The sequence below is a fragment of the Pseudomonas sp. SBB6 genome (assembly GCF_024213215.1).
Taxonomy (GTDB): domain Bacteria; phylum Pseudomonadota; class Gammaproteobacteria; order Pseudomonadales; family Pseudomonadaceae; genus Aquipseudomonas; species Aquipseudomonas donghuensis.
Genome location: NZ_JANAVH010000007.1, coordinates 280,136 through 303,720, shown reverse-complemented (window position 1 = coordinate 303,720; position 23,585 = coordinate 280,136). Strand labels below are relative to the sequence as shown.

Genomic DNA, 23,585 nt, shown 5'->3' with positions numbered 1-23,585 from the left:
GAAACTCAAGAAGTTTTCAGTTCCGACTGCGCCGGAAGTGGGGCGAATTATAGAGAGATTAAATCGGCCGTCAAGGCCTAATTTGAAAAACAACACACAAAAGCAAAACGAGCACCTCTATATAAGCAGGCAACTAATCTAGGAACCCCTAGGGCTCTCGCGCCGCCAGCACCCGTTCGCCGCCCTGACGCAGCTCCCGTTGTGGCTTGGACTGCCACCAGGCCGGACCACTGTGCGGTTGGTCGAGGCTGACCCGCTCGCCGATCTGCGGCGTGCTCAGCGATACCTGTGCGGCATTGGCCAGCGCCAGGATGCGGTCGAACGGCTCATGCCAACTGTGGGTGGACAGGTCGAACGTGCCGTTATGGATCGGCAGCAACCAGCGCCCGCGCAGGTCAAGGTGCGCCTGCAGGCTTTGCTCGGGCTGCATGTGTACATCGGGCCAGTTGACGTTGTAGGCGCCGGTTTCGATCAGGGTCAGGTCGAAGGGGCCATACAGCTTGCCGATCTCCTTGAAGCCGTCGAAATAGCCGGTATCGCCACTGAAAAACACCTTCAGCTGGTCATCGATCATCACCCAGGATGCCCACAGGGTACTGTTGCTGTCGAACAGGCCACGCCCGGAAAAATGCTGCGCCGGGGTTGCGACAAACCTTACGCCTTCGACGCTGGTTTCCTGCCACCAATCCAATTGCCGGACCTTGCTCGCCGGCACGCCCCAGCCAATCAGAATATCCCCCACCCCCAAAGGCGCGATGAAGTGTTCGGCACTGTTGGCCAGTTGGCGTATGGCCTGCTCGTCGAGGTGATCGAAGTGGTCGTGGGAGAGAATCACCGCGGTTAACGGCGGCAATTGGTCGAGTTTCAGTGGTGGCGGGTGAAAACGCCGGGGGCCGGCCCATTGCACTGGCGAGGCGCGTTCAGCGAACACCGGGTCGGTGATGAAGAAGCGCTCGCGCAGTTTCAACAGTACCGTGGAATGCCCCAAGCGCCAGACGCTATGATCCGGTGCTTCAAGCAACTGCTGGCGGCTCAGGGGCTGCACGGCAATGCTGACACTGGGCCGGCTATCGGCGGGCTTTTTCAGGAGCAGGTATTTAAGGCCGATGCGCAGTTTTTTCATCACCCCGTCCTGGGGCAACTGCACCTGGTTGCGATAGCGCCCATCCTGGCGTTGCACCGGTTCACCGGCCTGGGGAGTCAGTGGGGCCATGAGCAGTAACACTCCAAGGATGAAGATAGGTTTCATGGTACCCCACAGTGATTGCATCAACCGTGAAATGGCTTGTAAGGCCATTTTTCAATAGCCTGCGATTGTTCAACAATCTTGACAGCATTTATGCGATAAACGGCGCCCCGGAATAGACCAGCATCCATGATGGAAAAGAAAAGCGGCAAGGGACTTTCATTTGTAAAGCGGATTTACCTGCCGCGTATCATCGGCCTGGGGATCGGCATGCTCAGCGTAATGGCGGGGATTTCAAGCCTGCCTGTGCCCTCATGGGTCTGGGCCCTGCTGCTGTTCAACGGTCTGGTCTGGCCACACCTGGCCTATCAAATCGCCCTGCGCGCCAACGTCCCGTACCACGCCGAGTACCGCAACCTGCAACTGGACTCGCTGATGGGCGGGTTCTGGACCGCCACCCTGCAGTTCAATCCGCTGCCCAGCGTGACTATCCTGGCGATGATGGCCATGAACAACTTCGCTGCCGGCGGCCAGCGTCTGTTCTTCAAGGGCCTGCTGATCCAGGGCCTGGGCATGCTGCTGTCGGTCGCCCTGGTTGGCCCGGGGCTACAACTGCACGCGACCACCCTGCAAGTCTATGCGTGCCTGCCGATGCTGACGCTCTACCCCATGGCGGTCGGCTGGGTCTGTTTTCGCCTGGCGATGAAGCTGTCTGCACACAAGCGCAGGCTCAGCGCCCTGAGCCGCACCGACAGCCTGACCGGCCTGCTCAATCATGGCTCGTGGAAAGACCTGCTGCAGCTCAAGTTCCAGATCTGCCAGCAGCAAGGCCGCGAAGCGGTGATCGCAATCATCGACATCGACCACTTCAAGACCATCAACGATACCTACGGCCATGTCGTCGGCGATTGCGTCCTGCACCAGTTGAGCAATGAGCTCAAGCGCACCCTGCGCGATGATGACCTGGCCGGACGCTACGGGGGTGACGAATTTTGCGTGATCCTTCCAGATACCTGCCTGGAAGACGCCAGGCAGGCCATGGAACGCCTGCGCGAACGGGTCGGCAGCTACCGCAACCCACAGCTACCGCAGCTGCACATCAGCCTGAGTATCGGCCTGGCCAGTTGCAGCGACGCCCTGCCCGACCCGGAAGCCTGGCTCAATGAAGCGGACAAAGCCCTGTATTGCGCCAAGAAAGGTGGCCGTAATCAGGTCAATTTCGCCGATTCGGACCTCACGGCGCTGAAGCTGGCCTATCCTGAGTGAACGTTCGTCCGCGCGGCCAGGCCGCAGGGATGCAGCTCAACAAGGACCAGCCCGAGTATGGACAGGATTGCCGATGCTCTGCCAGCCAGCCAACGCCCCAGCTTGCAAACACGCAAACTCATTGCCGCCATCGCGGCGTTGTTCGCACTTGCCTGTCTGATTGCCTTGGGGGCACTGTTCAATATCGCTGCCACGCTCAACACCAACGAGCGGGAAAAAAGCAGCTTCTACGCCCATAAGGCCCTGGAGCAGCGGCTGGAGTCTTCCCGGCAGTTTCTTTCCAGCTACGCGGTATGGAACGCCGCTTATGATCACCTCAATGGCAGCGCCGACCTGCACTGGGCGTATGAAGAGAAAAACGTTGGCGACTCGCTGTACACCGCCAGCGGCTACGAGGGGGTGTTCGTCGTCGATGACCAGACGACCAAGTACGCCCTGTTCAAGGGCCAGCTAAGCAAGGCCCCGGCCGATACCTATATAGAAAGCCCACTAGGCCCGATCATCGCCAAGGCGCGCAACGTCGCTGCCGAACGCCAGCAGATTACCGAACACGTGCTGTTCAACGGCTGGCCCGCAGTACTGGTGGCTGCGGCCATTCGGCCTGATGATGAAGTGCTGAGCATCGACCCGCAAACCACCTCGGTGATGCTCTTCGTTGATCAACTGACGCCGGAAAAACTCACCCGCCTGGGCAGCGGCGTCGGCCTGAGCGGCATGCACATCGAAAAAGCCGACGCGCCGCTGGCTGATCAACCCAGCCTGAAGCTTGGCGATACCGGCTACCGGCTTGACTGGATCACCCCGCGCCCCGGCGAGCAATTGCTCTGGGCCGTGCTGCCGCCGTTGCTCGGCGCCATACTGGTACTGGGTTTGCTGATGGTCTACTTCTTCCGCTACGCCTTGCGCACATCACAGGAAATCGACGCCAACCTGCGCAACCTGCAGACCACTAACCAGGCGCTGGAAGCCAGCGAGCAGCGCTTTCGCGCAGTGGCCGAGGCCGCATCGGACTGGATCTGGGAAACCGACCGTCATCATCGCCTGAGCTACCTGTCCCAGCGCTTCGTCGCCGTGACGGGCTTTCAGAGCGAGGACTGGCTCGGCCAACCGCTCAACCAACTGCTCAGTTGCGAGACCACGCCGTTGATACAGTGGCTCGACAACCAGGCCGACACCGACTCCCAGCAGGTTGCCAACCTGCGCTGCGCCTATCGCGATCAGAGTGGCCAGGTACGGTTTTGCCGGGTTTCAGCCCGCTCGATTGTGTTTGACGGCAAACTGGCCGGCTATCGAGGCACCGCCAGCGACATTACCGATGAAGTCGCAGCCCACGCGCGCATCCAGCACCTGTCGATGCATGATGCGCTGACGGGCCTGGCCAATCGCAACAAGCTCTCGCGTTTTCTCGACCAGGCCTTGCTCAAGGGCCCGGACGCTACACCGCTGACCCTGTTGTTGCTCGACCTGGACAGCTTCAAGCCGATCAACGACTCCCTTGGCCATCCCGCCGGCGATGCCGTGCTGCTGGAAGTCGCTGCCCGCCTGCGCGAATCGACCCGCGACGGCGACCTGGTGGCGCGTCTGGGTGGCGACGAATTCGTGCTGGTAATGAACGGCATGGACAGCCGCAACGAGATCGATCGCTTCTGTGCACGCTTGATCGACAGCCTGCACCAGCCGATCCACTACGAAGAACAGGCCCTGCACATCGGCGCCAGCCTGGGCGTGGCGCAGACGCGCCTGCAGGGCTTCGATGCCGGCGAGCTGATCCGCTGCGCCGATATCGCCCTGTATCAGGCCAAGGCGGAAGGCAAGAACACCTGGCGCTACTTCTCGCCAGAAATGAACAAGCAGATCCAGTACCGCCGCCAACTGGAAAACGACTTGCGCAAGGCACTGAAGAACGGTGAGTTTATCCTTCACTACCAGCCACGCTACCGCCTGGAAACCCTTGAGATCGTTTCGGTCGAGGCGCTGGTGCGCTGGCAGCATCCGGTCGAAGGCCTGCTGGGCCCGGACACCTTTATTCCCCTGGCCGAACAGACCGACCTGATCGTGCCCCTGGGCCGCTGGGTATTGCGCGAAGCCTGCGAGACCGCCCGCCACTGGCCGGAGGGCCTGCTGGTGTCGGTCAACCTGTCGCCCGCACAGTTTTCGCGCAGCGACGTGGTCAAGGATGTTCATGAGATCCTGGTCGCGACCGGATTCCCGGCCCAGCGCCTGGAACTGGAGATCACCGAAAACGTCATGCTCAACGATATCGAAGGCGCGTTGAGCACCATGAATGCGCTCAAGGAGCTGGGCGTGCGCCTGAACATGGATGACTTCGGCACTGGCTACTCGTCACTGGGCTACCTGCGCACCTACCCGTTCGACAGCATCAAGATCGACAAGCGCTTCATCGCCGGGCTCAGCAGCGACGGCAACGACCGCGCCGTGGTTCAGGCGATCATCAACCTGGGCAAGGCCATGGGCCTGACCGTCACCGCCGAAGGGGTGGAAACCGAGCAGCAACTCAAGGCCCTGGGCAAGGAGCAATGCCATGAGGTGCAGGGCTACTACCTGAGCAAGCCGATCGACAAGCTGGCCTTCGAAGCACTGCTGCAAGCCGGTGAGAACAGCCGCGCCGACGTCTCCTAGGCCGCAGGTAAACCAAGCCGGGCGCGTACCAGCTTGAGCAGGTTCGGGCCGACCTCGTCAAAACCTTTGTTCTGCGCCACGATTTGCACACCTTCGAGCAGCAGCGTCAGTTCGAACGCTGCCTGCTCAGGCTCGGCGATCCCCGACGCTTCACACAAGCGCACCAGACGGGCCGCCTGACGACGCTTGTGCGCCTCGATCAGCTCGCGCGCCGGGCTGTCGCACACCGGTAGCTCTGCCAGGGTATTGGTATAGGCGCAACCACGGTGCGAAGAAAGCACCGGCTCCTGTACCAGAAACTCGGCAAAACCGAGGATCTGTCGCGCTGGCTGAGCGCTGAACTGCTCGGCCAAACGCCCCCAGACTTCGTCGTACTCGGCCATCAACAGACGCAACCACTCCAGTACCAACACATCCTTGGACTCGAAGTGCCGGTACACGGTCATCTTGGTGGTTTCTGCCTTCGCGGCAATGGCATCGACAGTGACGCGAGTGATGCCCTCGTTGAAAAACAGCTCGTGGGCAGCATCCAGGACCCGCTCGCGCGGGGGCAGACGGGCGATTCGTTGCGAACGCATGGGCTCACTCCAGTTGACGACGATACTAACAAGTATCACTCTATACTCATGAGTATCTTTCGATACCCATCGGTATTTTATCGTCAATTGTCACGGGAGTGCGCCATGAAGGTGAGTGAATATGTGCAATTCGATGCCATCGGCCTGGCCGAGCTTATTGCTCAAGGGCAAGTCAGTGCCGATGAAGTGCTGGCAGCGGCGCAGCAGGCTATCGCCAGGGTGGAGCCAAAGGTCAATGCCCTGGCCGAACACTGGCACGACGAACCGCTGCCCGCCTGCGCCGAAGGGCCGTTGTACGGCGTGCCATTTCTGATCAAGGACCTGGCAATCAGCATGCAGGGCCGCGCCCACGAGTTCGGCAGTCGCCTGGCGCAAGGCACCGCCAGCACGACCGACTCGTTCCTGATGCAGCGTTTTCGCCAGGCTGGGCTGCTCACCCTGGGGCGTACCACCACGCCGGAACTGGCCATCAGCACCACCACCGAATCGCGCCTGTGCGGCCCGACCCGCAACCCTTGGGACCTGAACCGCAGCGCCGGTGGCTCCAGCGGTGGTTCGGCGGCCGCGGTGGCCAGCGCCATGGTACCGGTTGCCCATGCCACCGATGGCGGCGGCTCGATCCGGGTGCCAGCGGCGGCCTGTGGCTTGTTCGGGCTCAAGCCCGGGCGCGGGCTGATTTCCATGGGGCCATTCATGGACGAAGCCTGGAACGGCCTTGCGGTTCAGGGTGTGCTCAGCCGTACGGTGCGCGACAGCGCCCTGCTGCTCGATTGCATGGCCGGGGCGCAAGCGGGCGATCCGTACCCGCCGGCCCCTGCACAAGGCAGTTACCTGAGCGCGCTGAAGCAAGCACCTGGCACCTTGAAAATTGCCGTGCAGTGGCATCCGCTCAATGGCCAGCGCAGCAATCCGCTGATGGTCGAGGCGCTTCGGGGATTGGTCCGAACCCTGGAGAGTCTTGGTCACCACTGCCAGCAGGTAGACCTGGATATCGGTCTGTCGTGGGAGGCTTTCGTCGAGATGAACGCGCGCTTCTGGGGCAGCAACACCGCAGCCTGGCTTGATGCCCTGAGTGCCGAGACTTGCCGCCCGCTCAACGCTCAATGGCTGGAACCGGCAACCCTGGCGCTGCACCGCTATGGCAAAGCACTGTCGGCTACCGAGCTGCTTGCGGCGATGGATCAGCGCAACCAGGTCAGTCGGAAACTGGGCGGGTTCTTCCAACGCTTTGACCTGTTGCTGAGCCCGACCCTGAGCGAGCTGCCGCCGGTCATCGGCGACTACAACGCAGGTCAAGAACAGGTCGATGGGCTGGGCTGGATGCACCGGGTATTCAATCACTCCCCCTTCACTGCCCTGGCGAACATTTGCGGTACGCCATCGATGTCGGTGCCGTTGTACCAGGATGCGGCTAGCGGCTTACCGCTCAGTATGCAGTTTACCGCGGGTGCCGCGGGTGAGCGCCTGCTGCTGAGCCTGGCCGGGCAGTTGGAACAGACACTGCCCTGGAGCGGGCGAATCCCGCCAGTCTGGGCGGCGTCAGCTTGAAATGCATCGCCGGCAAGGCCGACTCCCAGTGTAGATCGGCGTGCACCACCCCCTGTGGGAGCGGGTTTGCCAGCGATGCGCCCAGTGCGGTCTCGCCTCAGTCCCGCAACCGCCGCTGCGCGGCAATCTCCGGCAAATCCTTGCGGCGCAGGTAAATCCGCAGCGGCTCGGTAACATTGAGCCGCTCATCGACATTCTGCGCCAGCAGAACCTCGATCAAGGCACGGCTCAAGGTCATGATCTCGCCGTCACCGGCCTGCCAGACGAACTCGCTGCTGGGGGTGATGCTGTCGTCAGCCACGTCCATGCCGAACGAGTCTTCGCTGAAACGCACGATATGCTTGCCAAGCTTGCGGTGAAAACCGACAAAGCCCTTGAGCTGGTCGGCGGCGGCGCAGATGTCCTGGGATGTGATGTGCATGTCAAACCTCACTTGAAAAGGGGATTGGCACGCTGGGCGAAAGGGGTTGCGCTCTGGCGGGCAACTCGAGGTCAAGGTTAATGGAAATTCATCGCATCCGGTAAAGGATTTTTCACCGAAGCAGCTGTTGCTCGCTAGACTTAACCTACTCAACGCCCTCCAGTAGTCAGCGAACGTGGATGATTCATGAGCACTGCCGTCACTTCAGATATCGCCACGATCAGCCGTATCAATGCAGTACCTGCCATCCTGCAGGTTATCTGCGAAACCACCGGCATGCGCTTCGCGGCGGTCGCCCGGGTTACCGACAGCAGTTGGACAGCGTGCGCCGTGCTCGACTCACTGGGCTTTGGCCTGAAGGTCGGCGGCGAGCTGGACCTGATCACCACCCTGTGCCACGAGATCCGCGCCAGCCACCAGACCATCGTGATCGACAAGGCCAGCGAAGACGAGCAGTACTGCAACCACCACACCCCGCGTATCTACAAGTTCGAGAGCTACATTTCCGTGCCGGTGTTTCGCACCGACGGCAGCTTCTTCGGCACCATCTGCGCCCTTGACCCTCTGCCCACCGAGCTCAAGGGCAGTGCCATCCAGCCAATGATGGAGTCCTTCGCCCGCCTGCTGTCGATCCAGATCGAAAGCGAAGAGAACGTCCAGCAAACCGAACAGGCTCTGGAAGAAGAGCGCGCCATCGCCGAGCTGCGTGAACAGTTCATCGCCGTGCTCGGCCACGATCTGCGCAATCCGCTGTTCGCCATTACCGCAGGTGCCGAACTGCTGAGCCAGCGCCTGCAGGATGAAAAAAGCCGCGCCATCGCCCAGCACATCCTGACCTGCGGACGACGCGCCAACCAGTTGGTGCGCGATGTCCTGGATTTTGCCCGCGGGCGCTTGGGCAACGGCATCATGATCAACGTCCAGCCCTGCCCGGACCTGGCCGAAGCCCTCAGCCACGTGGCTTCGGAGCTGCAACGGGTGCACCCGGAGCGCTTGATACACCTGAACATCGGCGACCTCGGCAACATGCACTGCGACCGCGAGCGGGTCGCCCAGTTGCTGTCCAACCTGATTGCCAATGCCCTGACCCATGGCGCTGCCGACAGCCCCGTGAATGTCATGGCGGACATCCGCGATCGGGTGTTCGTTCTCGGTGTGCACAATCAGGGCGAACCGATTGCCCCGCAGGTGATGGCGCAACTGTTCCAGCCCTTTTCACGACCACGTGACGATGCACCGCAACCCGGTCTTGGCCTGGGCCTGTACATTGCCAACCAGATTGCCCTGGCCCACGGCGGGCGCATGGAAGTGGTGTCGAGTGCCGAAGCCGGAACGCTGTTTACCTTCTGCCTGCCACTGGATCGAGTTGAGCCTGAAGCAGTTGCGCCAGCCAGTCCATAAAAACCCGCACCCGTTGTGGCAGGTGCAATTGCCCGGCGTAAAGCAATGACACCGGCATCGGTGACGCATTGAATGCCTGCAGTACCGGCACCAGTTCGCCGCGATCCAGGAATTCGCGCAGCCCGGCAGCCGGCGCCTGAATCAGGCCAAGCCCGGCCAGGCAGGCACTTTCATAGGCTTCGGTGCTGTTGACCGTAATGCCCCCGGGCATGGCCTGGTACAGCGTCGCGCCGTCCTGTTCATACTCAAAGCCCGGGCTGCGCGCGCCCAGATGTTGCACATAGTGAATCAACCGATGGTTGGATAAATCCGCAAGGCTGGTCGGTGTACCAAAACGAGCCAGGTAGGCGGGGCTGGCGCAATTGAGCATGCGCAGGCTGCCCAGTGGCCGGGCGACCAGGTTCAGGTCACTCAGCGTGCCGATGCGTAGCACGCAATCAAAACCCTCACGCAGCAGGTCGACCTGACGATCGGTGCAGCTGATCTCCAGCGTCAGGCCAGGGTGGCGGTCCATGAACTGCGGCAAGTTCGGCAGAATGATGCGCCGCGCCACCAAGGTCGGAAAATCGATGCGCAAACGGCCACTGAGCGTTGCCGCATCGGTGCGAAACAGCCCTTCGAGCTCATCCATTCGCGCCAACAGGTCTTTGCTACGCTCGTACAGTTGCAGGCCATCCTGGGTGGCCTGCACCCGCCGCGTGGTGCGGTTGAACAGGCGCGCACCGAGCAGCGCTTCCAGTGCCTGGACCTGTTCGGAAACACTCGAACGCGGTAGCCCCAGGCTTTCGGCGGCGTGGGTGAAACTCGACAACTCGCTGACCCGTACAAAGGTGCGCAGCAGTTCCAGCTTGTTCATGGATGAACGCTCAACTGTTCGGATTATCCGAGCAGTATTTCCGATTCCCATGGATTTATCAGCCAATAACCGACCAATAAACTCCTCCCAACTTCAGCCACCGGCTCGACCACGAGGACCACACCATGACCCGCAAACTCGCACTGATCACCGGCGCCAGCCGCGGCCTGGGCAAGAATACCGCCCTGCACCTGGCCGCCCAGGGCATCGACATCATCGGTACCTACAACAGCAAGGCTGATGAGGCCCAGGCACTGGTTAAAACCCTCGAGGCCAGCGGTGTGCGTGCGGCCATGCTGCAATTGGACGTGGGTAACAGCGCCAGTTTCGAGGCTTTTGCCCAGCAGTTGAGCGAAACCCTGCACAAGGTATTCGGTCGCCAGCACTTGGACTTCCTGGTGAACAACGCCGGCATCGGTATCAACGCACCGTTCAGTGAAACCAGCGAAGCGCAGTTCGAGCAGCTGTTCAATATCCAGCTCAAGGGCCCGTTCTTCCTGACCCAGCGCCTGCTGCCGCTGATTGCCGACCAGGGCCGGATCGTCAACATCTCCACCGGCCTGACCCGCTTTGCCCTGCCCGGCTATGCCGCTTATGCCGCGATGAAAGGCGCCATGGAAGTGCTGACCCGTTATCAGGCCAAGGAACTCGGCGCCCGCGGCATTCGCGTCAACATACTTGCGCCGGGCGCGATCGAAACCGACTTCGGCGGTGGTGTGGTGCGCGATAACAATGAGGTCAATGACTTCATCGCCGGCAACACCGCCCTGGGGCGAGTCGGCCTGCCGGACGATATCGGCGCCGCAGTTGCCCTGTTGCTGAGCGATGGCGGCGGCTGGATTACCGGTCAGCGCCTGGAAGTGTCGGGCGGGATGTTCCTGTAAGCGCTCAATGCTGCACTTGGTCCTCGCGCACCTGCACGCTGGCGGTCATGCCGGCGCTCAGGTTGACCCCTTCAGGCACCTGGTCGAGCTTGATCCGTACCGGAATGCGCTGGGCCAGGCGCACCCAGTTGAACGTCGGTTCAACTTCGGCGAGCAACTGGCTGTCGGGGTTGGCGTTGCGGTCGGTGATACCGCGGCTGATGCTTTCGACATGCCCCTGCATCGGTTCACCCGCACTCATCAGCCAGACCTTGACCGGGTCGCCAACGCGGATGCGCGGCAGCTTGGTCTCTTCGAAATAGGCTTGAACGTAAAAGGTCGAATCATCCACCAGGGCCATCACCGACTGCCCGGCATTGACGTAGTTGCCTTCGGCCAGGCGCAGGTTGGTGATATGCCCGCTGCGCGGCGCCTTGACCTGGCTGCGCGCCAGGTTGATGGCCGCGACCTTGACCTCGGCTTGCGCCTCGCGCAGTTCGCCACGGGCAACGGCAGCGTTGATCTGGGCGTTCTCGCGCAGTTCGGCGCTGATCGCCTGGGGCCCCAGGGCGGCACGGCGCGACGCTTCGTGTTCACGCAGACGCAGTTGCTGCTGGCGGGTTTCGGCCACGGCGTTGGCCTTGTCCAGGGCGGCTTCGAAGCGGTCGCGATCGATCGACATGAGCAGCTCGCCAGCTTTGACCTGTTGGTTGTCATGCACTTTCAGCTCACGCACCCAGCCGGACACGTCCGGGGCGATGATCACCACGTCGGCACGAATCTTCGCATCACGGGTCCAGGGCGTGAGCATGTAGTACTGCCAGAGCTTCCAGCCGGCAAATATGGCCACCGCCACCAGGCACAGGGTTACTGCGATACGTACAGCAGCACGCATGGTCACACTCCTTATAACGGCCCCAGCACGTGGGTCACCAAGGTCAGAATACAAACGAACAGCGCGCAGTCGAACAACGCCTCATGCCAGACCCAGCGCCCCAACGGCGTGTAGCGCAACAGCAGGCGCACCACGCCGGTCAGCAGCAAGGCCAACAACACATAAACCAGAAACGGGCTGAGCAGCACACCGCCCAGCGCCCATTCACGCAAGCCCATGGATTTCCTCCTGCCGACGGCACCACGTGCCCCAGCTCTTCTGCAATTGCAGCACGGCGCCAATGGCCAGGCGCAGCGGGTCACTGCCTGGCACCCGTTGCAGCGCCTCGATGAACTGCTCACTGGCCGCGTCCAGGCGCTGGCCGCGCCCCGGGGCCGGGCCGCTGGCCAATACCGTTTCAAGTTGCTGCAGGTACTGGCGCTCGGCCGTGGCCACCGGCGCTTGGGCAACCGCCAGGCACATGCGCAGGTGCAGCAGTTCGTCACCGATATCCAGGCCGTGCAGGCCATCATCCCAGCGCCCGCGCTCATGTTCGGGCAAGGCACTGTAATGCCGGGCCAATTGCAGCAAGCGATCGGCCATGCGCCCGCCGAACCAGCTGTCGGCACCCCGCAGGTCACGGCGGGTCAGGCGCACCAGGTCGCTCTGAGTGGCGGCGCGCAGGCGCTTGCCATGCCAGGCCGGGTTGCGCAGCACCAGCAACTTGAACGCCAGCACGGCGGCGCCGACGCCCATCAGCATGGCCTGGGCGCTATTGAAGAAGTTGGCGACATCGAAGTTCATGACATTCAGCGGCGCTACCAGCACGATGAAATGCAGGCAATAGGAAGTCGCGGTGGCGCCGATCTTCGGGTTGGCCATGCCCAAGGCGCCAAAGAACAGCGGCACGCCCATGGCCAGGCAGAGCATGGCAAAACTGCTGAGCTCCGGCAGCAAGATCTGCCCGACCACAAACGCCACCGGTATCGCCAGCAGGATCCCGCGCAAAAAGCTCATGCCGATCTGCGCGCCGTTCTCGCGGCTGGCGAACAAGCTACAGACCACGCAGGTCAGCACCAACCCACCGGGAGCCGCCTGCCAGGCAGTGGCCAGCCAGAAGCTGGCCATGGCCAAAAATGCCAGGGCGCTACGCGAGCCGAACAGCAGGGCCAGCGACACATCGCGGTGAGCAGCCAGGCTGTCGGGCACATCGGCGGCCGGCTTGCCCTCCTCTACCCCGCGCAGGGCCAAGGTCGCGGCCATGGCGTTGTCCAGCAGCAGGGTCAGGCGCGCCAGGCAGTAGTGTTCGGCAGCGCTGATGCGCTCATCGTGGGCGGCATCCCAAACGCGCTGGCGCAACAGCAACAGGCTGGCCTGATCGGGGTTGGCCAACAGCGCCTGGACCTCTTCGAGCCAGGGCGCCATGTCCTGCGCCTGCTGTTCATCCAGTTGCCGCCATTGCCGGCGCACCGAACGGGAAATCCGCAACAGCACCAGCAGCTTCTGGCTCAGCCCGCGAATCGCCCGGGCACGCTGGCGGCCGAGGCTGCCTTCGAACCAGGCATGCTCGCGCTGTGAGTCAACGGCGACGATGCGCCCAAGAATCTCCAGCAACCCCTTGCGCCCCTGTTCTTCACCACTCAAGGCGGCACTGGCGGCCTGTAGCCCGCTTTGCCAGGCCTGGCGCGCCTGCCCGCTCAGCTGTTGCTCGACACGCATGGGCCAGAGCAAGGCGCTGGTGGCCGTCGCGCAGACAATCCCCAGACAGATTTCGGTACAACGCGCCACCGCCTGGTCGAACACCAGCAGCGGATGGTTGATTGCCGGCAAGGCAATGATCGCCACCGTGTAACCGGCCAGCACGAACGAGTAGGCCCAGGCACTGCGCAGCAAGGTCGAACAGGCGGTACACAGCGCCAGCCACAAGGCCAGGGCCAGCAAAAACAGCCATGGGGTCTGGGCGAAGGCGCCGATGAACAGCACCGACATGACGGTTCCGACCAGCGTGCCGAGCAGCCGCGCCAGGCCCTTCTGCACCACCATGCCCGACAGTGGCTGGGCGACGATGAACGCCGTCATCAGGGCCCAGGCCGGCTGCTCAAGACCCCAGCGCAGCGCCAGCCACAGGGCCAGGCCGCCGCCAAGCAGGGTCTTGAGGGCAAATTGCACAGCGGATGTGTTTGGCGCCAGCAGGGCCTGCAACGTGATGGGCACGGGACGCACCTTGAACGACGGTGTGGTAAAGATAGTCAGGATGAAGCGAGAAGTTCAGGGCTTAATTATTAGCTAGCTAACTATTAATAGTCCAGAGGTGCTGAAAGGTTTTTTCACCGGACAAAAAAATGGGCGACCGAAGTCGCCCTAAATGCCTTGCGTGCTCGTGACTGAAAAGGATCAGCGCTCTTTGCGCTTGTTCGAGTCTTTCCAGATGAAAATTCCGAATCCGACGAAGAACAGCAGCATCAGACCGACTGTAATCACTCCAGCGATAACCACATTATCGAAGAACATGTCGGCCTCCATTCGCCTGAACCTGTCCGATGGGCTTAAGGTAACGAATGGGGCGGGGGAGGAAATTGACCGAGGTCAATAGCGCCCGGAACCGGGCGCGCAAGGCGGGTGCAGGCTTGACCTGCATCAAGTTTTCAACGCTTCTTGGGTTTGCCCTTGGGCTTCTTCTTCGCCTTGCCCAGCGGCATGGCCTGCTCGAACGCCTGGCGAACTTCATTCAGGCGCTTTTCATTGAGGTCGTGGACCCGGCGTGCACGTTCGGCACCGAGGTCGATCAGGTTGTCGTCTTGGCTCATGGTGGGCTCGGAAAGCTGACTGCAGTGCTGCAATGATGAAGGCTGCGACCGGCGCTGACCAGTAGCGCTTGTATCCTCAGACCTCGATGTCCACCAGCAGCCCCTGGCGTGGCTGCTCACCTATCAACGGCGCCACCGGTACAGTGTTGTCGGCGTTGACTTCATCGCCAGGCAGCGGTTGGTACAGCTCTTCATCCTGGCTCGACTGGCGCCTGCGGTGCTGGCGCCGCTGCTCCTCACGCAAGAGGATGGCCGCCTGCTCCGGGTCACGCTGCTTGAGGTCGATTGTACTGTCGCTGGAAGTAGGCTGGGCCGGGACCACGGGCTTGATATCTGGCGTCGGCTTTACCGGGTCCAGTTGCTGGGTCACGGGTGCAGCACTGAGCGGGATGAGGGGCGGCAGCATGGGATGATCTCCTGTCGCCAGTGTGTCGGCTGATGGCCATGGGCCTTGAGCCAGTGCCGGTAAAATGTGCGGGCCGATTCACAATTGCCGGCTACTGATCGTCCGCTTCGTCCGCCGGGGTGGGTTGGCTTTCGCTCCACGGGCGCTTGAGCACCTTGTTCCAGACCTCGTTGAGGTGATCGCGCAACACTTGCGGCGCGCTCTTGAGCGACGGGCTGTCTTCACGCTCACCGCCAAAAGGCTCCTCGCCCTCGATGGCGATCAGCGACTGGCCATTGATAGCATAGCTGGCCTGGCCTTCCCGCAGCTCGACATGCAGTTCAAGGGGATCGACACCACCGCCACAAAAGGCGTGGCTGGCAACCGTCAGTTCGGCCAGGCCGTCGTTGTTGAGATCGCTGACGCCGCTGACATCGGTATAAAAGCCGACATCCAGGTCGAGCCCGGCGCAAGTAGTGTCGTTTTCGATCTTCCAGCGCGGCTTGAAGCTGTCATCGTCCTGGCGACCGTAGAGCGTAGCGCTGAGCTGCACCCGATCAACGTCCTGATCGGTTTCTTCGTCACGGACCTGGTCATCGTTGCGGCTGAGCACCAGCAGGCCTTCACCCTCGCGGTCGCGGTAATGCACGCTCTGGACGGGCGATTGCACACCCAGCGCCTCGAGCTGCCCGGGGGGAATCGGCGCCAGTATTTCGAAAGCTTTCTTGTCACAGGCCCCCAGCAGTAGCAGTCCCGCCACGGCCAGCGTTCGGATGAACCACGGGTTGGAGATCGGCATGGCTGTATCGGGCCCTCACTGGCGACAGCGGTTTTCGTCGATGAAGTTGCTAGACTCTTTGGTCTGCACAGAGCTATCCGTTAAGATAGTCGGCTTTTCATGGCGGGAGTCAGGCAGTATGGCGCAGCAGTATCAACCGGGGCAACGCTGGATCAGCGACAGCGAAGCCGAGCTAGGTCTGGGGACCGTTCTGGCACAGGACGGCCGCTTGTTGACCGTGCTCTACCCGGCCACTGGCGACACCCGCCAGTACTCCCTGCGCAATGCGCCCCTGACCCGGGTGCGCTTCTCGCCTGGCGACCAGATCACCCATTTCGAAGGGTGGAAGCTGACCGTACGCGAGGTCGAGGACGTCGATGGCCTGTTGGTCTATCACGGCCTCGATGCCCAGAACCAGGCGCGCACCCTGCCGGAAACCCAGCTGTCGAACTTCATCCAGTTCCGCCTGGCCAGCGACCGCCTGTTTGCCGGGCAGATCGACCCGCTGCCGTGGTTCTCGCTGCGCTACAACACCCTGGAGCACACCAGCCGTCAGCTGCAGTCGTCGCTCTGGGGCCTGGGTGGCACCCGCGCACAACCGATTGCCCACCAGTTGCACATCGCCCGTGAAGTGGCCGACCGTATCGCTCCGCGGGTACTGCTGGCCGACGAAGTGGGCCTGGGCAAGACCATCGAAGCGGGCCTGGTGATCCATCGCCAGCTGCTGTCGGGCCGCGCCAGCCGCGTGCTGATCCTGGTCCCGGAGAACCTGCAGCACCAGTGGCTGGTGGAAATGCGCCGGCGCTTCAACCTTGAGGTCGCGCTGTTCGATGTCGAGCGCTTTATCGAAAGCGACGCCAGCAACCCCTTCGAGGATGCCCAGCTGGCGCTGGTCGCCCTGGAATGGCTGACAGAAGACGAGAAGGCCCAGGACGCGTTGTTTGCCGCCGGCTGGGACCTGCTGGTGGTCGACGAGGCGCACCACCTGGTCTGGCATGAAGAGCAGGTCAGCCCCGAATACGCCCTGGTCGAGCAACTGGCCGAGGTCATCCCCGGCGTGCTGCTGCTGACCGCCACCCCCGAGCAACTGGGCCAGGACAGCCACTTCGCCCGCCTGCGCCTGCTCGACCCGAACCGTTTCCACGACCTGGCCGCCTTCCGCGCCGAGAGCGAACACTATCGCCCGGTAGCCGAAGCGGTACAGGAACTGCTCGACGAAGGCCGCCTGTCGCCCAAGGCCCACGCTACCATCGAAGGATTCCTCGGTGCCGAAGGCGAAGCCCTGCTGGCCGCGGTCAACGATGGCGACACCCAGGCCAGCGCCCGCTTGATCCGCGAGCTGCTCGACCGCCACGGCACCGGCCGCGTGCTGTTTCGCAACACTCGCGCCGCCGTCCAGGGCTTCCCTGAGCGCAACCTGCACCCCTACCCGCTGCCCAACCCCGACCAGTACATGGAGCTGCCGCTGGGCGAACACGCCGAGCTGTACCCGGAAGTGGCCTTCCAGTCCCAGGGCGAAGGCAGCGAAGACGAGCGCTGGTGGCGCTTCGACCCCCGGGTCGACTGGCTGATCGACACCCTGAAGATGCTCAAGCGGGTCAAGGTCCTGGTGATCTGCGCCCACGCCGAAACCGCCATGGACCTGGAAGACGCCCTGCGCGTGCGTTCCGGTATTCCCGCGACGGTGTTCCATGAAGGCATGAGCATCCTGGAGCGTGACCGCGCCGCCGCCTACTTCGCCGACGAAGAATTCGGCGCCCAGGTGCTGATCTGCTCGGAGATCGGCAGTGAAGGCCGCAACTTCCAGTTCGCCCATCACCTGGTGCTGTTCGACCTGCCCGCCCACCCGGACCTGCTTGAGCAGCGTATCGGCCGTCTGGACCGGATCGGCCAGAAGCACACCATCGAACTGCACGTGCCGCACCTGCAGAACAGCCCGCAAGAGCGGCTGTTCCAGTGGTACCACCAGGCCCTGAACGCCTTCCTCAACACCTGCCCAACCGGCAACGCCCTGCAGCATCAGTTCGGCCCGCGCCTGCTGCCGCTGCTCGAAAGCGGTGATGACGATGAATGGCAAGCACTGGTGGACGAAGCCCGCGCCGAGCGCGAGCGCCTCGAAGCCGAGCTGCACAGCGGTCGCGACCGTCTGCTCGAACTCAACTCCGGTGGCGCCGGTGAAGGCCAGGAGCTGGTCGAGGCGATCCTTGAGCAGGACGACCAGTTCGCCCTGCCGATCTACATGGAAACCCTGTTCGACGCCTTCGGCATCGACAGCGAAGACCACTCGGAAAACGCCCTGATCCTCAAGCCGAGCGAAAAAATGCTCGACGCCAGCTTCCCGCTGGGCGACGACGAAGGCGTGACTATCACTTACGACCGCAACCAGGCGCTGTCACGCGAAGACATGCAGTTCATCACCTGGGAGCATCCGATGGTCCAGGGCGGCATGGACCTGGTACTGTCCGGCTCGATGGGCAACACCTCGGTGGCGCTGATCAAGAACAAGGCGCTCAAGCCCGGCACCGTGCTGCTGGAACTGCTGTACGTGAGTGAAGTGGTGGCCCCGCGCGCCCTGCAACTGGGCCGTTACCTGCCACCGGCCGCCCTGCGCTGCCTGCTCGACACCAATGGCAACGACCTGGCTTCGCGGGTGTCCTTCGAAACCCTCAACGACCAGCTCGAAAGCGTGCCCAAGGCCAGCGCCAACAAGTTCATCCAGGCCCAGCGCGACGTGCTGGCGCCGCGGATCAACAGCGGCGAAGCCAAGATCATGCCGCGCCATGCCGAGCGTGTTGCCCAAGCGCAGCAGCGCCTGGCGGCGGAAACCGACGAAGAGCTGGCGCGCCTGACTGCGCTGCAAGCGGTCAACCCGACCGTTCGCGACAGCGAAATCGAAGCCCTGCGCAAGCAGCGTGAACAAGGCCTGGCGATGCTGGAGAAAGCGGCGCTGCGCCTGGAAGCGATTCGGGTGTTGGTCGCCGGATAAACCGCGTCGTGTTCATCGCTGGCAAAGCCCGCTCCCACAGGATCTTTATCAACCTGCAGATTGCAGGCGAACATTGAACCTTGTGGGAGCCAGCCTTGCTGGCGATGAGGCCCCTCAAGCCTGCGCAAGTTTGCCCGCGCCCCCCTCACTGTCTACCAGCATCCCGTCCCTCATCCTCTGCGCATCGCGGCTAAAGCACCGCGAGGCCAGCAACAGGAACACCAGCGTCAGCATCAACGCCACCGGTATCAGGTACATTGCCCCATGCAGGCCTTCAGCCTTGAATGCCTCGCTCATCTGCACCTGCCCCGCCGCCTGCATCGCCGCCACGGCAAAATGGTCCGACAGCGCACCGACCACCACCGGCCCCAGGCCGCCGCCCAGCAGATAAAGCCCGGCAAAGAACAACGCCATCGCCGTCGCCCGCAGACGCGGCTGCACCACATCCTGAATCGCGGTGTAGACGCAGGTATAGAAGTTGTAGGCAAACAACCAGCCGACGCCGAACACAGCCACGAACACACCGATCTCGATCCGCCCGGCATGCAGCGCCCAAGCGGTGGCCAGGGTTGCAATCAGCATGCTCAAGGCGCCAAACAATAAGCGCCCATTGGCAAAGCGCTGGTGCAGCTTGTCGGCAATCCAGCCGCCAAGGGTCAAGCCCACCAAGCCGGTCAGGCCGACGATCACCCCGGTGGCCACCGCTGCCTGCTGCAGCGACAACAGGAAGTAACGCTGCAACATCGGCACCATGAACGAGTTGCACGCGTAGGTGGCGAAGTTGAAGGTCAGGCCGGCCAGCACCAACCAGCAGAAGGTCGGCACACTCAGGACCCGGCGCAACGGCCGGTCCAGCGGCGCTTGGGAAATCGCCACCGACTCCGCCGCCCCGCGCGCCGGTTCGCGAATCATGAACATGAACAGCGCCAGCAACAGCCCTGGCACCGCCGCGATGAAGAACGGCGCCCGCCAACTGTCGAACGCCTGGACCATGGCGCCGATGCTAAAGAACGCCAGCAACAACCCCAACGGCAGCCCGAGCATGAAGATGCCCATGGCCCGCGCCCGCCGTTCAGCGGGGAACAGGTCGCCAATCAGCGAGTTGGCAGCTGGCGCATAACTGGCTTCACCAATGCCCACGCCCATGCGCACCAGCAAAAAGCTCCAGAAACTGCCGACCATGCCGTTGACCGCCGTCAGCCCGCTCCAGGCCATCAGCCCCCAGCCCATCAATTTGCTGCGTGAACCGTTGTCGGCCAAGCGCCCCAGCGGCAATCCGGCAATCGCATACACCAGAGTGAACGCTGTCCCGATCAAGCCGATCTGAAAATCGCTCAAATGCCATTCCAGGCGGATCGGCTCGATGATGATGGCGGGAATGGTGCGGTCGAAGAAGTTGAACAGGTTGGCCAGAAACAACAGAAACAGGATTCGCCAGGCGTTCGCCGCTTGAGTGGAGCTCTGCATCGATCAGTCCCTCGTTATTATTGTTCGGGGCTTTCCAGCACACCGAGCTGAATCTAGAGGGCCCTCGACGATCTGTCTGCCACCATTGACCGCACTGATACCGGGTAATTGTAAGTAATTGCAGTTTTAGAACCCGGCGCTATTGCCTCAATGACCAAATCGTAGGAGTCAATGTGCCATTAATCAGGATGGACTAATGCCGAGTTCCTATACTCCTGCAGGACGGTCTCCGAACGGGCTATTGGGGGACGAGTGCACACTCGACTAAGAGGGATGCTATGGAGTGGCTGGGGCTAGAAATGCTCGCCGAACTTCCGGCAACCGGAAAGATCCTTCTCGATTGCAGGCATAACCCCTACCTGGTGCTGCTTGCGTTCCTGATCGCCTGTGCCGGCAGCTTCGCCACCCTCGACATGGCCGAGCGCCTGAGCCACGTTGAGTTGCCCGCGGCTCAGCGGCAGTGGCGCCTGCTCGGTGCCTGCTGCCTGGCCGGCGGCATCTGGGCCATGCACTTCGTCAGCCTGCTGGCCCTGCAAACGCCACTGGAAGTGCATTATGACGTCGCCCTGACCGGCGTCTCGCTGCTGATCATGCTGCTGGCCGGCTGGATGGCCATGAATACCCTGGGCCGCCAGGAGCTGCTGCCGCACCATTACCTGCAAGCGGCGGTGTGCTTCGGCCTGGGGATTATCGCCATGCATTACGCCGGCATGGCGGCTATGCGCTCCAGCGCCCAGCAGTTCTATCGTCCCGACCTGTTTGCCGCCTCCGTTGCCGCGGCCATCGCCACCAGCCTCGCGGCACTGCTGTTCGCCCGCTATTTGCGCAATGGCAGCGGCAGCCTCCATCAATTGATGAAGTACGGCGCCAGCGTGCTGATGGCTGCTGGCATTGTCGGCACCCATTTATTGGGGATGGCGGCATTGACCCTGGTGATCGCCCCCGATACCCCGCTGTCGTTGCCGGTCAGCGACAACAGCCTGCAACTGAGCCTGACCATTGCCTTCATTACCTTGCTGATCAGCGCCAGCAGCATCAGCGCCGCGCTGTCGGACAAGAAGCTGCAAAGCAAGGAACACGACCTGCGCCGGGTCAATGTGCTGCTCAGCCAGCTCGACCAGGCCCGAGTCTCCCTGCAGCAGGCCGCCCATTACGATGCCCTGACCAACCTGGTCAACCGTCGTGGCTTCAATCAGGTGTTCGCCGAGCGCCTGGCCGAACAAACGGCCAATGACGGCATGCTGGCGGTGATGTTTCTCGACATCGACCATTTCAAGCGCATCAATGACAGCCTCGGCCACGACGCTGGCGACGAGCTGCTCAAGGTGATTGCCGCGCATATCAAGATTGCCACCCGCAGCCAGGACGTGGTCGCCCGATTTGGTGGCGATGAGTTCTGCATCCTCACTGCCCTGCACAGCCGCGACGAAGCCCGGCACCTGGCCCAGCGCATCATGCAGAAGATGAAGGAGCCGATCGACCTGGCCGGGCGGCGCATGGTGATGACCACCAGCATCGGTATCAGTGTGTTCCCCGACGACGGCCGTACCTGCGAAGAGCTGCTGAAAAACGCCGACCTGGCCCTGTACCAATCCAAGGGCTGCGGGCGCAACAACCTGAACTTCTTCAATAGCAACCTGAAAACCCGCGCCACCCTCGAACTGCAACTGGAAGAGGAACTGCGTATTGCCCTGCTGGAAGAGCATGGCCTGCGCATTCACTACCAGCCGATTTTCGACCTGCATAGCGGTCAGGTTGCCAAGCTCGAAGCGCTGGTGCGCTGGCAACATCCACAGCACGGCCTGCTCAGCCCGGACCGTTTTATCGGTATTGCCGAAGCCAATGGCCTGATCGCCGAACTTGATCTGTGGGTGCTGCGCCATGCCTGCGCAGACCTGGCTCAGCTCATCCGCCACGGGTATGACGGGCTCAAGGTGACAGTCAACTGCTCGGCCTTGACCCTGGCCCGTGAAGAGCTGGGCCGTGAAATCGAGGATGCCCTGCGCCAGGCCGGGATCTCGGCGCGCCAGCTGGAACTGGAAGTCACCGAAAACGCGCTGATGGGCAACATTCACAACACCATCGCCCTGCTCAAGGGCATTCGCGCCCAGGGCGTATCGCTGTCAATCGATGACTTTGGCACTGGCTACTCGTCACTGGCCTACCTCAAGCGCCTGCCGCTGGACACGCTGAAGATCGATCGCTCGTTCATCCAGGATGTGCCACGTTGCCGACAGGACATGGAAATCGTCCAGGCAATCATCGTCATGGCTCACACCCTGCACCTGCAGGTGATCACCGAAGGCGTCGAAAGCGTCGAGCAGTACCAGTTCCTCGCCCAGCAAGGCTGCGACTTCGTCCAGGGTTACCTGCTCAGCCGGCCCGTGCCGCTGGGCGAACTGCGGCCGATCCTTGGCGAGCTCAACCAGCGCCATCAGCAGAGGCAGAGCAGCTTCAATCCTTATGCCGGTACAGATCAATCAGTGTCGCCGGATCTTTTTGCAGATAGCCCTGACTACCATGCAAGCGCATCAATTGGGCGGCCAGGCCGCTGATCGGCGTCGCCGAAGCCTGTTCGCGGGAGAATTTCACCGCGCTATCGAGGTCCTTGAGCAAGGTGCGCACGTGCCACTTGACCGGCTCGAAGCGGCTTTCGGCCATTTGCGGGGCGAGTATCTGCAGCGGCTTTGAATCAGCAAAACCACCGGCCAGCGCTTCGGCGATCAGGCTGGCATCGACTCCCGATTGCTCGGCCAGCGCCACCACTTCGGCAATCACCAGCGCGTTGCAGGCAACGATCATCTGGTTGCAAGCCTTGGTCACCTGCCCTGCCCCTACCGGCCCCATGTGCGTGACCCGCTGACCGAGGGTCAGCAGCACCGGGCGTACCCGCTCAAGGTCTGGCGCCGTGCCGCCGGCCATGATCGCCAGGGTGCCGGCTTCGGCGCCCGGGGTGCCGCCGGAAACCGGGGTATCGAGCCAGCTCATGCCGGTCTTCGCTGCCAGCTCGCGGGCCATCTCGCGGGTGGCTGTCGGTTCGAGGCTGGAGAAATCCACCAGCAACTGGCCGGCCTTGCCGCCCTCGACGATGCCCTGTTCGCCAAACACCACCTCGCGCACCACCGCCGTGTCGGCCAGGCACAGCATCAACACATCGGCGTGCTGGCACAGCTCGGCCGGGGTCGCTACCTGGCGGGCGCCGGCCTTCACCAGCTCGGCGCATTTGTCCGCTGAGCGGTTCCACACCGTCAGCGGATAACCCGCCGCCAACAGCCGCCGACACATCGGCAAGCCCATCAGACCGATACCGGCAAACCCCAACGAAGGACGTGCAGTGCTCATGTACAGCTCCAGACAGATTAAAGAAGTTGACTGATCGGACGATTCAGTTTGCAGGCGTGGCAAGGAAAACTCCTACAAAGGCCTAGGGTTAACCCCTATCGCTCACGCCAAATGCGCACTGATACAGTCGCGAACCTCATCCAGTGATGGCTCTATGCTACCGACTAGAACAGCCACCCACCCCCAG

General features: G+C 62.4%; 21 protein-coding genes. 7 read left to right on the top strand and 14 right to left on the bottom strand.

Going from position 1 to position 23,585, the window contains the following annotated elements; genetic code table 11:
• Nucleotides 1-148 precede the first annotated feature (148 nt).
• On the bottom strand, nt 149-1,249 hold the full coding sequence (locus tag NLX68_RS16480; RefSeq protein WP_254284830.1) for an MBL fold metallo-hydrolase: 1,101 nt from the start codon (nt 1,247-1,249) through the stop codon (nt 149-151).
• A 129-nt stretch (nt 1,250-1,378) separates the two neighbouring features.
• On the opposite strand from NLX68_RS16480, the gene NLX68_RS16475 reads away from it, so the two are divergent.
• Together NLX68_RS16475 and NLX68_RS16470 are read left to right on the top strand one after the other, a co-directional pair.
• Nucleotides 1,379-2,452, top strand: a complete 1,074-nt coding sequence (locus NLX68_RS16475; RefSeq protein WP_254284838.1) for a diguanylate cyclase — start codon at nt 1,379-1,381, stop codon at nt 2,450-2,452.
• Between the two features lie 57 nt (nt 2,453-2,509).
• Entirely contained in the window at nt 2,510-5,092 is a 2,583-nt protein-coding gene (locus NLX68_RS16470) for an EAL domain-containing protein (RefSeq protein ID WP_254284829.1), read from the top strand.
• Here NLX68_RS16470 and NLX68_RS16465 read toward each other — a convergent pair.
• Nucleotides 5,089-5,670: a TetR/AcrR family transcriptional regulator gene (locus NLX68_RS16465; protein ID WP_254284828.1), complete on the bottom strand. Its 582-nt coding sequence runs from the start codon at nt 5,668-5,670 to the stop codon at nt 5,089-5,091. The genes NLX68_RS16470 and NLX68_RS16465 overlap by 4 nt on opposite strands.
• A 105-nt stretch (nt 5,671-5,775) precedes the next feature.
• On the opposite strand from NLX68_RS16465, the gene NLX68_RS16460 reads away from it, so the two are divergent.
• Nucleotides 5,776-7,218 carry an amidase gene (locus NLX68_RS16460; protein WP_254284827.1) on the top strand — a complete coding sequence of 481 codons (1,443 nt, stop codon included), beginning with the start codon at nt 5,776-5,778 and terminating at the stop codon, nt 7,216-7,218.
• A gap of 97 nt (nt 7,219-7,315) precedes the next feature.
• On the opposite strand, the gene NLX68_RS16455 is transcribed toward NLX68_RS16460, so the two are convergent.
• On the bottom strand, nt 7,316-7,639 hold the full coding sequence (locus tag NLX68_RS16455; protein WP_254284826.1) for a DUF2025 family protein: 324 nt from the start codon (nt 7,637-7,639) through the stop codon (nt 7,316-7,318).
• Between the two features lie 186 nt (nt 7,640-7,825).
• On the opposite strand from NLX68_RS16455, the gene NLX68_RS16450 reads away from it, so the two are divergent.
• Entirely contained in the window at nt 7,826-9,040 is a 1,215-nt protein-coding gene (locus NLX68_RS16450; protein ID WP_254284825.1) for an ATP-binding protein, read from the top strand.
• Here NLX68_RS16450 and NLX68_RS16445 read toward each other — a convergent pair.
• The gene (locus tag NLX68_RS16445; protein WP_254284824.1) at nt 8,979-9,896 is read right to left on the bottom strand and encodes a LysR family transcriptional regulator; all 918 of its coding nucleotides are present in this window, start codon (nt 9,894-9,896) and stop codon (nt 8,979-8,981) included. The two genes, NLX68_RS16450 and NLX68_RS16445, sit on opposite strands and share 62 nt — an antisense overlap.
• A gap of 125 nt (nt 9,897-10,021) precedes the next feature.
• Here NLX68_RS16445 and NLX68_RS16440 point away from each other — a divergent pair, with 125 nt between their 5' ends.
• A complete protein-coding gene (locus NLX68_RS16440) occupies nt 10,022-10,780 on the top strand; it encodes an SDR family NAD(P)-dependent oxidoreductase (protein WP_254284823.1) in 759 nt (252 codons plus the stop codon).
• Between the two features lie 4 nt (nt 10,781-10,784).
• On the opposite strand, the gene NLX68_RS16435 is transcribed toward NLX68_RS16440, so the two are convergent.
• The 8 genes from NLX68_RS16435 to NLX68_RS16410 form a co-directional block, all read right to left on the bottom strand.
• Nucleotides 10,785-11,654, bottom strand: coding sequence for an HlyD family secretion protein (locus NLX68_RS16435; RefSeq protein WP_254284822.1), 870 nt, complete (start codon nt 11,652-11,654; stop codon nt 10,785-10,787).
• A gap of 11 nt (nt 11,655-11,665) precedes the next feature.
• Nucleotides 11,666-11,872, bottom strand: a complete 207-nt coding sequence (locus tag NLX68_RS16430) for a DUF1656 domain-containing protein (protein ID WP_010221104.1) — start codon at nt 11,870-11,872, stop codon at nt 11,666-11,668.
• Nucleotides 11,859-13,802 (bottom strand): FUSC family protein, encoded by a 1,944-nt coding sequence (locus NLX68_RS16425; RefSeq protein WP_367949539.1) that lies wholly within the window; start codon nt 13,800-13,802, stop codon nt 11,859-11,861. Before NLX68_RS16425 ends, NLX68_RS16430 begins: the two co-directional genes overlap by 14 nt.
• Complete coding sequence (locus tag NLX68_RS26515; RefSeq protein ID WP_367949538.1) at nt 13,732-13,905, bottom strand: hypothetical protein; 174 nt, start codon at nt 13,903-13,905, stop codon at nt 13,732-13,734. Before NLX68_RS26515 ends, NLX68_RS16425 begins: the two co-directional genes overlap by 71 nt.
• 122 nt (nt 13,906-14,027) lie before the next feature.
• The gene (gene ccoM / locus NLX68_RS26460) at nt 14,028-14,144 is read right to left on the bottom strand and encodes a cytochrome c oxidase subunit CcoM (RefSeq protein WP_276330486.1); all 117 of its coding nucleotides are present in this window, start codon (nt 14,142-14,144) and stop codon (nt 14,028-14,030) included.
• A 134-nt stretch (nt 14,145-14,278) separates the two neighbouring features.
• Nucleotides 14,279-14,440 carry a hypothetical protein gene (locus tag NLX68_RS16420; protein WP_010221101.1) on the bottom strand — a complete coding sequence of 54 codons (162 nt, stop codon included), beginning with the start codon at nt 14,438-14,440 and terminating at the stop codon, nt 14,279-14,281.
• A 76-nt stretch (nt 14,441-14,516) separates the two neighbouring features.
• The gene (locus tag NLX68_RS16415) at nt 14,517-14,846 is read right to left on the bottom strand and encodes a hypothetical protein (RefSeq protein WP_010221100.1); all 330 of its coding nucleotides are present in this window, start codon (nt 14,844-14,846) and stop codon (nt 14,517-14,519) included.
• Between the two features lie 91 nt (nt 14,847-14,937).
• A complete protein-coding gene (locus NLX68_RS16410) occupies nt 14,938-15,624 on the bottom strand; it encodes a M949_RS01915 family surface polysaccharide biosynthesis protein (RefSeq protein WP_036996625.1) in 687 nt (228 codons plus the stop codon).
• A gap of 118 nt (nt 15,625-15,742) precedes the next feature.
• Here NLX68_RS16410 and rapA point away from each other — a divergent pair, with 118 nt between their 5' ends.
• On the top strand, nt 15,743-18,589 hold the full coding sequence (gene rapA / locus NLX68_RS16405; RefSeq protein WP_254284820.1) for an RNA polymerase-associated protein RapA: 2,847 nt from the start codon (nt 15,743-15,745) through the stop codon (nt 18,587-18,589).
• A gap of 114 nt (nt 18,590-18,703) precedes the next feature.
• On the opposite strand, the gene NLX68_RS16400 is transcribed toward rapA, so the two are convergent.
• The gene (locus tag NLX68_RS16400) at nt 18,704-20,056 is read right to left on the bottom strand and encodes an MFS transporter (protein ID WP_254284819.1); all 1,353 of its coding nucleotides are present in this window, start codon (nt 20,054-20,056) and stop codon (nt 18,704-18,706) included.
• Between the two features lie 278 nt (nt 20,057-20,334).
• Between NLX68_RS16400 and NLX68_RS16395 the strand changes: the two genes are divergently transcribed.
• On the top strand, nt 20,335-22,611 hold the full coding sequence (locus tag NLX68_RS16395; RefSeq protein ID WP_254284818.1) for a bifunctional diguanylate cyclase/phosphodiesterase: 2,277 nt from the start codon (nt 20,335-20,337) through the stop codon (nt 22,609-22,611).
• Here the strand turns inward: NLX68_RS16395 and NLX68_RS16390 are convergent.
• Complete coding sequence (locus tag NLX68_RS16390; RefSeq protein WP_254284817.1) at nt 22,511-23,398, bottom strand: NAD(P)-dependent oxidoreductase; 888 nt, start codon at nt 23,396-23,398, stop codon at nt 22,511-22,513. The two genes, NLX68_RS16395 and NLX68_RS16390, sit on opposite strands and share 101 nt — an antisense overlap.
• Between the last annotated feature and the right edge of the window lie 187 nt (nt 23,399-23,585).